Genomic DNA, 12,997 nt, shown 5'->3' on the forward strand with positions numbered 1-12,997 from the left:
GTCACGCTCGGCGTCGCCTATGTCGACACCGACATCAGCGACACCAGCTTCGACTATCTCCGCCTGCAGCCGAACTTTTCAAAGTTCCAGATCCCCGGCGGCGACCCGATCTCCAACGGCAAGGTCGTGTTCTCGATCACCGGCGCCTTCTAGCCCCGGCTGAAACATGCGAAACGGGGGTCGTGGCACGAGCCGCGGCCCCCTTTTCGTGTGCGAATGCGTGCGCTTTTCGACATCCGTCGGCAGGGCAGTTGCCCTGTTGCGGCGCCGCCCCTAAGGTCCGCCGCTTCCTGTCTTGGGGGGAGCCACCGCGTTGCACGATCCGATCGTCGGCATCATCATGGGATCGACGTCCGACTGGGCCACCATGAGCCATGCCTCGGAAATCCTGACGGCGCTCGGCATTGCCCATGAAAGCCGGGTCGTCAGCGCCCATCGCACCCCGCAGCGGCTTTACGACTATGCCAATGGTGCCGCCGGCCGCGGGCTGAAAGTCATCATCGCCGGTGCCGGCGGGGCGGCGCATCTGCCCGGCATGGCGGCGGCGATGACGGCGCTGCCGGTGCTCGGCGTGCCGGTCGAATCCAAGGCGTTGAGCGGCATGGACAGCCTGTTGTCGATCGTCCAGATGCCCGGTGGCGTCCCGGTCGGCACCCTCGCCATCGGCAAGGCCGGGGCGATCAATGCCGGCCTGCTGGCAGCTGCGATCCTGGCGTTGAACGATGCGGCGCTTGCCGAGCGGCTGACGGCCTGGCGCGCGGCGCAGACGGCCGGCGTCGCCGAAACCCCGGAACCCGGCCTGTCGTGATCGAACCCGGCAAGACGATCGGCATCCTCGGCGGCGGCCAGCTCGGTCGCATGCTGGCGCTGGCGGCGGCCAGCATGGGCTATCGCGTCCATGTGCTGGCACCCGAGGACGAACTGCCCGCCGGCGATGTCGCGGCGGCGGTGACGCGTGCCGGCTATGGCGACCTGGCGGCGCTCGATCGCTTTGCCGCCACGGTCGACGTCGTGACCTTCGAATTCGAAAATATCGACACCGCCGCCATCCGGCATCTGGCGCGGCAGGTCAGGGTGCATCCGGGCGCCGACAGCCTGGAAGTCGCGCAGGACCGGCTTGCCGAAAAGCGCTTCGTCGAGGCACTGGGGGGCCGGCCGGCCGACTACCGTGCCGTCGACAGTCGCGCCGACCTCGACGTGGCGATCGCCGAGATCGGCCTGCCGGCCGTGCTCAAAACCCGGCGAATGGGGTATGACGGCAAGGGCCAGGCCCGGATCCTGGCACCCGGTGATGCCGATGCCGCATGGGCAGCGATGCGCGGCCAGCCGGCAATCCTCGAGGCCTGGGTGACCTTCAGCCATGAGTTTTCGGTCGTGCTGGCGCGCGGTGCCGATGGCGAGGTGGTCGTTTGGGACGTGCCGCACAACAGCCATGTGGCGGGCATCCTCGACACATCGACGGTGCCGGCGCCGCCGGAGGTCATTGCCCAGGCACCGGCGGCCACGGCGCTCGCCCGGCTGGTCGCCGACGCGCTCGACCATGTCGGCGTGCTGACGCTGGAGTTCTTCGCGACCGCCGAAGGCCCGCGTTTCAACGAGATGGCGCCGCGCGTCCACAACAGCGCCCATTGGACGATCGAGGGTGCCCGTGCGTCCCAGTTCGAAAACCATATCCGCGCCGTCTGCGGGCTGCCGCTCGGCTCCACCGAACTGACCGCGTGGTCGGTGACGATGAAGAACCTGCTCGGCGACGATGTCCATGACTGGGCAACGCTGCTCGCCGACCGACGCGCGCATCTGCACCTCTATGGCAAGAGCGAGGTCAAGCCTGGGCGCAAGATGGGGCACGTGACCTGGCTGTGACCGGCGACGAGACTGGCACGATGACCGCGGACCGTTCCGCCAGGCGAGCGCTGGCCTTCCTGTTCGTCACGGTGCTGATCGACGCCATTGGCTTCGGTATCGTCATACCGGTGTTCCCGGCTCTCATTGTCCGCCTGACCGGGCGCAGCGTGGCGGGCGCCGCCGAAGTCGCCGGGCTGATCATGTTTCTCTACGCGATCACCCAGTTCGTTTGCGGCCCGATCATCGGCGGGCTGTCGGATCGGTTCGGTCGGCGGCCGGTGCTGCTCGCCAGCCTGGCGGCGTTCGGGCTCGATTATCTGGCGATGGCCTTCGCGCCGACGCTCGGCTGGCTGATCGCCGCGCGGCTGGTGGCCGGTGTGACCGGGGCCTCATTCCCGACCGCTTATGCCTATATCGCCGACATCTCGCCGCCCGAAAAGCGCGCACCCAATTTCGGGGTGATCGGCATGGCCTTCGGCTTCGGCTTCATCATCGGGCCGGCGCTGGGCGGCATCGTCGCCCAATATGATGCGCGGTTGCCGTTCCTGCTGGCGGCCGGGCTGGCGCTGGCCAATGTCGCCTATGGCTATTTCGTGCTGCCCGAAAGCCTGAAGCCCGAGAACCGCCGGCGGTTCGAATGGCGCCGCGCCAATCCGGTCGGCGCGCTGCTGCGGTTGCGCGCGGCGCATCCGCGCGTGCTGATGCTGGCGTTGACGGTGCTGTTGTGGACCATGGGCTACCAATCGCTGTACGCAACGTGGAGCTATTTCGGCATCGAACGCTTCGACTGGACGCCGGGTGAGGTCGGCTGGAGCCTCGCGGCGGTCGGCGTCACCGGTGCGCTTGTCCAGGGTGTGCTGTCGCGCCGCCTGATCCCGCGCTACGGCGCGCGCAACATCGTCATTGCCGGGGTATTCTCGGGTATCGGCGGCTATCTGATCTACGCCTTCGCCGGGGTTGGCTGGATGATGTATGTCGGCATCACTGTCGCGGCCCTGCAGGGCCTGGTCTTCCCCTCATTGCAGGGCATGATGTCGGCTGGCGTCGCGCCTTCGGAACAGGGTGAGCTGCAAGGCGCAGTCAGCAGCATCCAGAGCCTGAGTTCCATCATGGGGCCGCCGGTGATGACCGGCAGCTTCGCCTATTTTTCCAGCCCCGGCGCACCCTTCTATCTGCCGGGCGCGCCGTTCGTGCTGGCGGCGGTCTTCAGCGTCCTGACCCTGGTCACATTCTTTCGCGCCGTTGCGATGGGCGCCGGCGCTACGAACGCCCGAGCAGCAGCAGAGTGACCAGGTTCACGACGACCAGCCCGACGTCCGTCCGCAGAGGCCCCGACTGGCGGCGGCCCGGCGACGCGTTGTTCAGCCGATGATCATCGTCGCAAGACCTTGCCATGCCGGCGTGTGGCTGACGAAGACCCGCAGCGGCTGCGATACCAGCATGATCCCCCCGGCCCAGGCAGTGGCCGGATGCAGGCGGCCGCGGGTGCGATAGTCGAACATCATCAGCGCAATCACGAACAGGTCGCTTAGCAACATGCCACCGATCGGGGGCGGATAGGGGCTGCCCAACATTCGCGACAGGCGCGCCAGCGGCGTGACCGCGAGTGCCACCGTCGCCAGCAGCATGAGGCGCTTGTGCAGCCCGGCATCGCGACGCCAGAGAATGGCAGTGGCGAAAAGGCCGCCGAACAACAGGATGTTGGTAAGCGGGTTGATCAGGAACACCGGCTGGTTGCGCTGGGGCCCGCCGCCGCCGTGCCGGGCGCCTTCGATCGCGACGACGATGCCGAGCCCGAGCACGAACAGGGCAAGGGCAGCGCCGAACATCCCGGCACGGCGATGCAGGTCGGTTCGCCGGCTGGCGATGAGGGCCGATTGTGCGGCGAACAGCAGGATCCAGGCGCTGAAGGCGATGCCGTGCAGATGGACGAGCGGGCTCAGCGCCGGGGCATGGAAGGCCGATGCCAGGTAATAGGTCGGGGCAAAGCCGACGAACGTGACCAGCACCAACGCCAGCGCGGCACCGCCGAAAAACAGGCGATCTTGGCGGGGCCGACCACGCGCGCCTGCCACAATCGTTGCCATGACCGACATCCTGTTAGCCAGTAGGAGGCCGCTACCCTAACGGTAAGGGCGCTACGCTGCTTGCATGGAAACGACAGAAATGGTCGCATCGTGTCGGTTCATCGCGCCGGCGGCGCGGGTCAGCGCACCTCCACGGGCAGGCCGAGCTTTTTCAGCTGCGGCTCGACAAGCGTCCGGTCGCCGACGACGATCCAGGTGAAATTGTCGGTCGACAAGATCCGCGCGGCGTCGTTCAGCTGGGCCGGCGTCAGCGCCTGCAGGCGCGGCACCAGCTTTCCGTAATAATCGTCGCCGCGGCCGTAGACGGCGTTCTTTTCGATGGCGCCGAGGAGTGCGGCGCCGCTTTCGAAATCGCCGGGCAGCGAGCGGACGGTGTTTTCGATGCTGTTGTCGCGCTCGGCCTGGTCGATCGGCTTGCCGGCCGTCAACGCCTTCACATCGGCAATCATCGCGGCGATCGAATCGCCGGTGCGATCGGCCTGTACCGGCGCCGTGATCTGGGCGGACACCTGATCCTCGACGTCACTGATGCCCGAGCCGACGCCATAGGCCCATGACTTTTCCTCGCGCAGGTCCATGTTGAGCCGCGAGCTGAACAGGCCGCCCAGGATGTCGTTGGCGGCGCGCAGCGCGATCGGATCTTCGCGGCCCTTGATCGGCAGCACGACGCCGCCGCGGATGAAGCTCTGGGGGCTGCCGGGGCGATCGATCAGGATGATGCGCGCCCCCTTGGGCGTCGGCACGACCGGAAAGCTGCGGCTGCCCTTGACCACCGCCGGATCGGGCGCCCATTTGCCGAAACTCGCCTCGAGCAGCGGCTTCAGCTCGGCCATGCTGATGTCGCCGACCACAAAGAAGGTCGCGTTGTCGGGCCGGATCCAGCGCTTGTGCCAGGCGATAAGATCGGCGCGGGTCACGGCGCCGACGCCTTCCGGCGTGCCGCTGCCCGACGACGGCACGCCATAGGGGTGGGCGGCACCGTATAGCGCCACCGGCAGCAACCGGCGGGTGATGCCATTGGGGTCGGCCAGTTCCTGCGCGATCCCGGTCAGGGTCTGGCCGCGGACGCGTTCCAATTCGGCGGCATCGAATGTCGGCCGCTGCACGATGTCGGCGAACAGCGCCAGGCTGGCCGGCAGGTTGGGCTTCAACGCGTCGAGCGTCAGCCGGGTGCGATCCTGCCCGGCGCTGGCGCCGATGCCGGCGCCCAGGCGTTCGCGGGCCTCGGCGATCTGCGGCCCGGTCAACGTGCCGGCGCCTTCGTCGAGCAGGCTGAGCCCCAGGCCCTGGACGCCCAATTTGCTGCGGTCATCGGCGGCAAAGCCGGCGTCGAAGGACAGCAGCAACCGCACGACCGGGATGGTCTCGCGGCGCGCCAGCTCGATTTTCAGGCCGTTCGACAGGGTGGCGCGCTCGACACTGGCGACGCTGAGCGATGGCGAGCCACCGACGGGCGGCGCCGGGTCGCGCGGCTTGATCGCGATCGGCGCGGCGGTCGCCGGCTTGGGCCGGACCGGCGCGGCGGCCTCGGCGAGCTCGCGCTTGCCGGGTAGGACAGTCAGGCGATAGTCGCCGCGCGCCAGCCAGGTCCGCGCGGCGGCAGCGACGCTGGCGGGGGTCGCATCGGCATAGCGCGCCAACTCGACCTTGTAGAAATCCGGATCGTCGGCATAAACCGCGCCCTCGGCGAGCGCGACGGCCTTGCCACCGAAACCGCCGACGGATTCGAGGCCGCGGATGGTGCCGGCGACATTGCGGGTGGCGACGCGGGTGACTTCATCGGCGGTCGGGCCGTTCTTCAGGAAATCGGCGACGATCGCGTCGATGCGCGCCTCGACAGCGGCCGGGTCGACGCCCTTGGCGACCGTGACGTCGATGCTGGCCTGGCTGTTCTTTTCGAATGCCTGGGCCCCCCCCGACACCGCCACGGCGAGCTTCTTGTCGCGGACGAGATCATTGTATAGGCGCGAGCTGCTGCCGCCGGCGAGCACCGTCAGCGCCACGTCGACAAGCGGCGCCGCGGCATCGGTACGGCCGGGAATGACCCAGAGCCGCGACAGCTGGGGGGTCGGGATCTGGTCGTACATCGACTCGCGGCGGGTCGTCGTCCACTTCGGCACCGGCGCCGGATAGCGGGTGACCGCCGGCCCCTTGGCGATGTCGCCAAAGTATTTTTCAACCAGCGGCCGCGCGGTTGCCACGTCGATATCGCCGGCGAGCACCAGCACGGCGTTGTTCGGGCCATAGTTGGCGCGGAACCAGCTGCGCACATCGTCCATGCTGGCGGCGTCGAGATCGGCCATGCTGCCGATGGTCGAATGGCGATACGGGTGCCCTTCCGGAAACAGCGCCTTCAGCTTGGCATATTCGGTCAGGCCGAGCGGGTCGTTATCGCCCTGGCGCTTTTCATTCTGGACGACGCCGCGCTGGACATCGAGCTGTTCCTGGGTGACCGCGCCGAGCAGATGGCCCATGCGGTCGGATTCATAATAGAGCGCCAGCTCCAGCGCCGGGGTGGGGACGTTCTGGAAATAGTTGGTGCGGTCGAACCAGGTGGTACCGTTCAGCTGGGTGGCGCCGATGCCCTCCAGCGTCTTGATGTACGATCCCTTGTTGTTCTCGCTGCCGCCGAACATCAGATGCTCGAACAGATGGGCAAAGCCGGTCTTGCCGACGGGTTCGTCCTTCGATCCGATATGGTACCAGACGCTGACCGCGACGATCGGCGCCTTCCGGTCGGTGTGGACGATGACGCGCAACCCGTTGGCCAGGGTGAAATCCTGGTGCGGGATGTCGACCGACCTGACCAGCGCGGCGACCGGCGCCGGGGCCGGCGCGCTGGTCGACGGCTGGGCCAGCACGGGGCCGGCGAGGGGAGTAGCGAGCAGCAGGGCCGCGACGATCGACAGGCGCATGGGGTCTCCGGGATGCGATGATATGCGGGTTTAGTCTCGTTGCTGGCCCGATGCCAATGACCGGCGGATGAATGCGGCGCCCGGACTTGGCAGCGGCGCGGTCGACGGGCATCATGCCGCATCGAAAGGCCCTGTCATGGCAACATTGCTCCGCACTGCGCCCGACCTGATCGATGCCCTGGCGGCGGCGATCGGCAGCGATCATGTGCTGACGGGGGACGACGACCGGCGCTTTGCCGGCACCGATTGCTATCGCGCCGGAGAGATCCCGGTCGCCGTCGTTCGCCCCGGCACGGTTGCCGAGTTGCAGGCAGTCGTCTCGGCCTGTGCGGCGGCGGGCGCCGCCGTCACGGTACGTGGTGGCGGTGCCAGCTATACCGACGGCTACATCCACAGCCGGCCGGGCGGGGTGACCATCGACACCGTCCGGCTGAAGGCGATCGCCATCGACGAGACCAATGCCGTGGTGACGGTGGAGGCCGGCGTCACCTGGGCCGATCTGTACGAGGCGCTGAAGCCGCGCGGGCTGCGCACGCCGTTCTGGGGGCCGTTTTCGGGGCTGGCGGCGACGATCGCCGGGTCGATGTCGCAGCACAGCGTCAGCCATGGCACCGGCGTTTCGGCCGAAAGCCTGGTCGCCATCGAGGTGGTGACCGGCACCGGCGACCTGCTGGCGACCGGCGGCGGCGCGGCATTCTTCCGGCATTTCGGCCCCGACCTGGCCGGGCTGTTCACCGGCGATTGCGGCGCGCTCGGGGTAAAGGCTCGCGTCACCTTGCGCCTCACCCGTCGCCAGCCGGCCTTCGAGGCGGCGAGTTTCAGCTTTGCCGACTTCGACGCGCTGCACGCGGCGATGCGGTTGGTCGGGCTGGAAAATGTGCTCGAGGAGAATTTCGCCCTCGATGCGACGCTGCAACAGGGGCAGCTCGGCCGCCAGGCCGGCGTCGGGGCCAAGGCGGAGATCGCCGCCAGCGTGATGAAATCGGCATCGTCGGTGGCCAGCGGCATGAAGAGCCTCGCCCGGATGGCGATCGCCGGCGACCGCGACCTGAAGGCGGCGAGCTATGTCGCGCACTGGAGCGTCGAGGGCGTCGATGCCGCCGACGCCCGGGCCCGGATTGCCGTCGTGAAGCGCATCGCCGCGGCGCACGGCAGCGAAATCGCCAATACCGTGCCGACCGTGGTGCGTGGCATGCCCTTTGCCCCGCTGACCAATGTGCTGGGGCCCAGGGGTGAGCGCTGGGTGCCGGTGCACACGCTGCTGCCGCACGACCGGGTGCCGGCGTTTCACGGCGCGCTGCAGGCCTATTGGGCGGCGAACCGCGTCGATCTCGACGCGCATGGCATCGTCAACGGCGGCATGTTCATGACGGTCAATTCGGGGTTCCTGTACGAACCGACCTTCTATTGGCCCGATGCGCGGACGATCTACCATGATCGCATGGCGCCGGCCGATCACCTGGCGGGGCTGCCGGCCTATCCGGCCAATGACGCGGCCGCGGCGGCGGTCGACCGGCTGCGCACCGGCGTCATCGCGATCATGCAGGCGCACGGCGGCGTGCATTTCCAGATCGGCAAGACCTATCCCTATCTGGAGACCCGTGACGCGGCGAGTGTCGCCTTGCTGCGGGCGATCAAGGCGGCGCTCGATCCCAGGGGGATCCTCAATCTCGGCGCGCTGGGGCTCTAGGCCTGGCGTGCGGCCCGGCTGGCGAGCAGCGCGGCGATGTCCTCGGGGGTGAAGCCCGCCTCGGCCAATATCTGTTCCGTATGCTCGCCGAGATGCGGCGGCGCGCTGACCGCGGGGCGTTCGCCGTCGAACAGCACCGGTACGCCGGGATAGCGCAGCGGGCCCGCCGGGGTGTCGATGCGGGTGAAAAATCCGGTGGCGGCAAGGTGCGGGTCGGTTTCCAGCGCATCGAGCGGGATCACCGGGGCGCAGGGGACCTGTGCGGCTTCCAGCAGCTTCAGCCAGTCCGCTGTCGTCCTGTGGCGCACCAGATCGCCGGCCAAACCATAAATGGCGTCGATGTGCGTCGTCCGGGTGCTGATGCTGGCGAAGCGCGGATCGTCGAGGTGCTGGGCGGCGTCCGCGACCGTGAAAAACCCTCGCCAATGGGCATCGGTATAGGCCATCATGCAGACATGGCCGTCGGCGGTGGCGAGCGGCCGGCGCCACGGCGCCATGACCCGCGGATAGCCCAATGGCCCCAGCGGCGGATCGAAATGATGGCCGTAGAAATGCTCGACGAAGTTGAAGGCCACCAGCGTCTCGAACATCGGGATTTCGACAAAGCCGCCCTTGCCCGTCGTCTGGCGGCGAACGATGGCGGCGAGGATGGCGAGGCCCGCCGTCAGCCCCGACACCTTGTCGGCGATGATCGTCGGCATGTAGCGTGGGGACCCGGTCGACTGCGACATCAGGTCGGCGATGCCCGACATGCCCTGGATGACATCGTCGTACGCCGGCAGGCCGCCATAGGGGCCGGCGGCGCCGAAACCGTGCATGCCGGCGAACACCAGGCGGGGATGGCGGGCGCAGGTGGCGGCGGGATCGAGGCCGAGGCCGGCGAGTTTCTGCGGTCGGATCGAGTGCAGCAGCACATCGGCGGTTTCGAGCAGCCGGTGCAGCGCCGCCTGGCCGTCCGCGGTCTTCAGGTCGAGGACAAGGCCACGCTTGCCGCGATTGCTGCCGAGGAACAGCGCCGCCATGCCGGGTTCGAGACCGGGGCCGGTCTGGCGGGTGGAATCGCCCTCGGGCGCCTCCAGCTTGACGACGTCGGCGCCGAGATCGGCGAACCATTGCGCGCAATAAGGGCCGAAGATGACCGACGACAGGTCGATGACCTTGAGACCGTGGAGCGGGAACATGGGCGAGGGGTAGCGGGGACGGTGGGAAAGGTAAACATCGGCGACTTCGCCGCGTTGGGGGTATCGTTAGCGTTGGGTGGGGAGCAGACGAAGACCTCGTCTAAGCATTCAATTTCTTGACCCACTCGGCACCACCCGCGGTGGACCGACGCTCACTACATCCACGCAGTGGTTGAGCGTGGTTAGCGACCAGTGCTCCAGTGGTCCCGGATACTCGTCGTCCGCGAATGTCGTCTCCGACACATACCGAAGGAATGCCGAGTTGAAACGCCGCTCCAACATATTAATGCAGGACGGCTCGCTTGGTTCGGCTTTCCAAAAGCTCTCATTCCTAACTGCATAGGCCACGTAGTTATCCCAGCGGAGTTCGTAACACCGGCCTGCGTCCGTTAGGATAATCGGTCGCCCTTCACCCAAATCAACGCCATCAAAGTCGATCTTGGTTGGCTCGCCGAGCAGACCTTCTGCCACGATGATCCGCAATTGGTTGTCGGCCGGTTCGCCGATATTAGTGAGATAAAGGTCGAGCAGACCGTCGGGAAACTCCACGAGACACACCTTCTAAGCCGTATCCAAGTAGCCGATATTTGGTCGATGGCCGCAGCGACCGCAAATGGTCGAGAGCGGGCTTGAGCCAGTATGACCAAATCCTCCAAAAGTCTCGAAAGTCACTCACTTTGGGATATGCACGCGGCAAAGATATATCTTCGCCGGGGAATATTTCCGATACTCACGATGTCAAAGAGCGAAATGCTCGCTGTTATAACCAAATAGGAGATAAATGTCAATCCCTCTCCCGCTTGCGGGAGAGGCGAGACGCGCGCCAGCGCGCCGGGTGAGGGTGTTCCGGTGCCTCGAAGCGAGAAGAACACCCTCACTGCTCGGCGGAGGCGCCGAGTCGCCTCTCCCGCAGGCGGGAGAGGGTAATGCAGGTGCGCTCGCTCGGCGTGACTGCGGCGAACCGACCCCAAGCTCGCGTGCCTGCAGCCTCACGAAAGCCGCGCCGCATGCCAGCGCAGATGGTCCGCGACGAAGCTCTGGATGAACCAATAGCTGTGGTCGTAGCCGGCGTGGCGGCGCAGGGTCAGCGGGATGCCGGCGGCGGTGCAGGCGGCTTCGAGGCGTTTGGGCTGCAGTTGGCTTTCGAGGAAATTGTCGGCGAGGCCCTGATCGACCAGCAGTTCGGCGACGCGGGCGCCGGCTTCGATCAGCGCGACGGCGTCGTGGGCGGCCCAGGCGGCCGGGTCGTCGCCAAGGTAGAGCGGCAGTGCCTTTTGCCCCCAGGGCACTTGGGTGGGGGCGACGATCGGCGCGAAGGCGGAGACGCTGCGGAAGCGGCCGGGGTGTTTCAGCGCGAGGGTCAACGCGCCATGGCCGCCCATCGAATGACCGGTGATCGACTGGCGGTCCAGGTCGGCGGGGAAATCGGCGGCGATGATGCCGGGCAGCTCGTCGATCAGCCAGCTGCGCATGCGATAGTGCGGCGCCCAGGGACCTTCGGTGGCGTCGAGGTAGAAGCCGGCGCCCTGGCCCATGTCGTACGCCGGGTCGTCGGCGACGCCTTCGCCGCGCGGACTGGTATCGGGCGTGACCAGCATCAGGCCGAGTTCGGCGGCGAACGCTTGCGCGCCGGCCTTGATGGCAAAGGTTTCTTCCGTGCAGGTCAGGCCGGCGAGGCACCAGAGGACGGGGAAGGGGCCTTGTCCGGGTGGGGTGAAGACACCGAACTTCATCGTCGTGCCGGTGCTGGTGCTGGCGTGCGAATGGAAGGACTGGCGGCCGCCATGGCAGGCGGTAGAGGAGAGGTTTTCCATGGGGGTCATGCTGCCCCTCTCCCGCCTGCGGGAGAGGCGAGACGCGCGCCAGCGCGCCGGGTGAGGGTGTTTGCTCGCGCGGCAACTGGAAGGACACCCTCACCCGCTCGTCCAAGCGGACGAGTCGACCTCTCCCGCAGGCGGGAGAGGTAAGATTTATGCGACACCATGGTCAGAACACCACGACCGAGCGGATGCTTTCCCCGGCGTGCATCAGGTCGAAGCCCTTGTTGATCTCGTCCAATGTCAGGACATGGGTGATCATCGGGTCGATCTCGATCTTGCCGGTCATGTACCAGTCGACGATCTTGGGCACGTCGGTGCGGCCCTTGGCGCCGCCGAACGCGGTGCCGCGCCAGTTGCGCCCCGTCACCAGCTGGAACGGGCGGGTGCTGATTTCCTTGCCGGCCTCGGCGACGCCGATGATGATGCTGGTGCCCCAGCCGCGGTGGCAGGCCTCCAGCGCCTGGCGCATCACCGTCGTGTTGCCGGTGCAATCGAAGGTATAGTCGGCGCCGCCGTCGGTCAGCGCCACGAGGTGGGCCACGAGATCGCCCTCCACCGTATTCGGGTTGACGAAATGCGTCATGCCGAAACGCTTGCCCCATTCTTCCCGCGCCGGGTTGATGTCGACGCCGATGATGAGGTTGGCGCCGGCCATGCGCGCGCCCTGCAGCACGTTGAGGCCGATGCCGCCCAACCCGAAGACGATGACATTGTCGCCGGGCCGCACATCGGCGGTGTTGACGACGGCGCCGACGCCGGTGGTGACGCCGCAGCCGATGTAGCAGCTGGTCTGGAACGGCGCGTCGGTGCGGATCTTCGCGACCGCGATTTCGGGCAGCACGGTGAAGTTTGAGAAGGTCGAGCAGCCCATGTAATGGTGCAGCATCTGGCCCTTGTAGCTGAAACGGCTGGTGCCGTCGGGCATCAGGCCCTTCCCCTGCGTGGCGCGGATCGCGGTGCACAGGTTGGTCTTGCCACTGAGGCACGACTTACACTGGCGGCACTCGGGGGTGTAGAGCGGGATGACATGATCGCCGACCGCGACGCTGGTGACGCCGGGGCCGATCTCGCGGACGATGCCGGCGCCTTCATGGCCGAGGATCGACGGGAACAGCCCCTCGCTGTCGAGGCCGTCCAATGTATAGGCGTCGGTGTGGCAGATGCCGGTGGCCATGATCTCGACGAGGACTTCGCCGGCGCGCGGGCCGTCGAGATCGACCTCGACGATTTCGAGGGGCGTTTTCGGCGCAAAGGCGACGGCGGCGCGGGTCTTCATCGGGGCGGTTCCTGCTTGGTGTTCGGGCGCGTTCCTAGCGCGAAACGTCGCAGAATCGCACATCAAGAATTCGCCAAGCTTGCTTTTTCGTCAAAAGACGCGCATTGGCCGCTGGCGCGAAGGTGCCTGCAAGCGATCCGCGGTGCTTCGGCCCCCTCTTCGACCGAACGGTCCAACAAGCAT

The 12,997-nt window shown here is 67.2% G+C and carries 10 protein-coding genes; 4 read left to right on the forward strand and 6 right to left on the reverse strand.

Annotated elements, in window-relative coordinates; all coding sequences use genetic code 11:
• Positions 1-340: 340 nt before the first annotated feature.
• From purE to ACP7AI_RS00015, 3 genes are read left to right on the forward strand one after another with little or no spacing between them, the layout of a single operon-like run.
• The gene (gene purE, locus ACP7AI_RS00005) at positions 341-808 is read left to right on the forward strand and encodes a 5-(carboxyamino)imidazole ribonucleotide mutase (RefSeq protein WP_426166514.1); all 468 of its coding nucleotides are present in this window, start codon (positions 341-343) and stop codon (positions 806-808) included.
• The gene (locus ACP7AI_RS00010) at positions 805-1,863 is read left to right on the forward strand and encodes a 5-(carboxyamino)imidazole ribonucleotide synthase (protein WP_426162685.1); all 1,059 of its coding nucleotides are present in this window, start codon (positions 805-807) and stop codon (positions 1,861-1,863) included. Before purE ends, ACP7AI_RS00010 begins: the two co-directional genes overlap by 4 nt.
• A gap of 20 nt (positions 1,864-1,883) precedes the next feature.
• Positions 1,884-3,134, forward strand: a complete 1,251-nt coding sequence (locus ACP7AI_RS00015; protein ID WP_426162687.1) for a TCR/Tet family MFS transporter — start codon at positions 1,884-1,886, stop codon at positions 3,132-3,134.
• Between the two features lie 72 nt (positions 3,135-3,206).
• Here ACP7AI_RS00015 and ACP7AI_RS00020 read toward each other — a convergent pair whose 3' ends face one another.
• Positions 3,207-3,932, reverse strand: coding sequence for a hypothetical protein (locus ACP7AI_RS00020; RefSeq protein WP_426162689.1), 726 nt, complete (start codon positions 3,930-3,932; stop codon positions 3,207-3,209).
• 119 nt (positions 3,933-4,051) lie between these two features.
• Positions 4,052-6,847 carry a M16 family metallopeptidase gene (locus ACP7AI_RS00025; RefSeq protein WP_426162691.1) on the reverse strand — a complete coding sequence of 932 codons (2,796 nt, stop codon included), beginning with the start codon at positions 6,845-6,847 and terminating at the stop codon, positions 4,052-4,054.
• A gap of 136 nt (positions 6,848-6,983) precedes the next feature.
• On the opposite strand from ACP7AI_RS00025, the gene ACP7AI_RS00030 reads away from it, so the two are divergent.
• Positions 6,984-8,537, forward strand: coding sequence for an FAD-binding oxidoreductase (locus ACP7AI_RS00030; protein WP_426162693.1), 1,554 nt, complete (start codon positions 6,984-6,986; stop codon positions 8,535-8,537).
• On the opposite strand, the gene ACP7AI_RS00035 is transcribed toward ACP7AI_RS00030, so the two are convergent.
• The 4 genes from ACP7AI_RS00035 to ACP7AI_RS00050 all read right to left on the reverse strand — a co-directional run bounded on the left by ACP7AI_RS00035 (position 8,534) and on the right by ACP7AI_RS00050 (position 12,814).
• Positions 8,534-9,718: a CaiB/BaiF CoA transferase family protein gene (locus ACP7AI_RS00035; protein WP_426162695.1), complete on the reverse strand. Its 1,185-nt coding sequence runs from the start codon at positions 9,716-9,718 to the stop codon at positions 8,534-8,536. The two genes, ACP7AI_RS00030 and ACP7AI_RS00035, sit on opposite strands and share 4 nt — an antisense overlap.
• A gap of 108 nt (positions 9,719-9,826) precedes the next feature.
• The gene (locus ACP7AI_RS00040) at positions 9,827-10,267 is read right to left on the reverse strand and encodes a hypothetical protein (RefSeq protein WP_426162697.1); all 441 of its coding nucleotides are present in this window, start codon (positions 10,265-10,267) and stop codon (positions 9,827-9,829) included.
• Between the two features lie 440 nt (positions 10,268-10,707).
• The gene (gene fghA, locus ACP7AI_RS00045) at positions 10,708-11,532 is read right to left on the reverse strand and encodes an S-formylglutathione hydrolase (protein ID WP_426166516.1); all 825 of its coding nucleotides are present in this window, start codon (positions 11,530-11,532) and stop codon (positions 10,708-10,710) included.
• 172 nt (positions 11,533-11,704) lie between these two features.
• Positions 11,705-12,814, reverse strand: a complete 1,110-nt coding sequence (locus tag ACP7AI_RS00050; protein ID WP_426162699.1) for an S-(hydroxymethyl)glutathione dehydrogenase/class III alcohol dehydrogenase — start codon at positions 12,812-12,814, stop codon at positions 11,705-11,707.
• Positions 12,815-12,997 lie beyond the last annotated feature (183 nt).

The sequence above is a fragment of the Sandarakinorhabdus sp. DWP1-3-1 genome (genome assembly GCF_049896705.1).
GTDB lineage: Bacteria > Pseudomonadota > Alphaproteobacteria > Sphingomonadales > Sphingomonadaceae > Sandarakinorhabdus.

Excerpts from the sequence above, each read along its gene's own strand:
- ACP7AI_RS00050 (WP_426162699.1), bottom strand. The coding sequence starts at position 12,814 with ATGAAGACCCGCGCCGCCGTCGCCTTTGCGCCGAAAACGCCCCTCGAA.
- ACP7AI_RS00035 (WP_426162695.1), bottom strand. The coding sequence starts at position 9,718 with ATGTTCCCGCTCCACGGTCTCAAGGTCATCGACCTGTCGTCGGTCATC.
- ACP7AI_RS00030 (WP_426162693.1), top strand. The coding sequence starts at position 6,984 with ATGGCAACATTGCTCCGCACTGCGCCCGACCTGATCGATGCCCTGGCG.
- purE (WP_426166514.1), top strand. The coding sequence starts at position 341 with ATGGGATCGACGTCCGACTGGGCCACCATGAGCCATGCCTCGGAAATC.
- ACP7AI_RS00025 (WP_426162691.1), bottom strand. The coding sequence starts at position 6,847 with ATGCGCCTGTCGATCGTCGCGGCCCTGCTGCTCGCTACTCCCCTCGCC.
- fghA (WP_426166516.1), bottom strand. The coding sequence starts at position 11,532 with ATGGAAAACCTCTCCTCTACCGCCTGCCATGGCGGCCGCCAGTCCTTC.
- ACP7AI_RS00015 (WP_426162687.1), top strand. The coding sequence starts at position 1,884 with ATGACCGCGGACCGTTCCGCCAGGCGAGCGCTGGCCTTCCTGTTCGTC.
- ACP7AI_RS00020 (WP_426162689.1), bottom strand. The coding sequence starts at position 3,932 with ATGGCAACGATTGTGGCAGGCGCGCGTGGTCGGCCCCGCCAAGATCGC.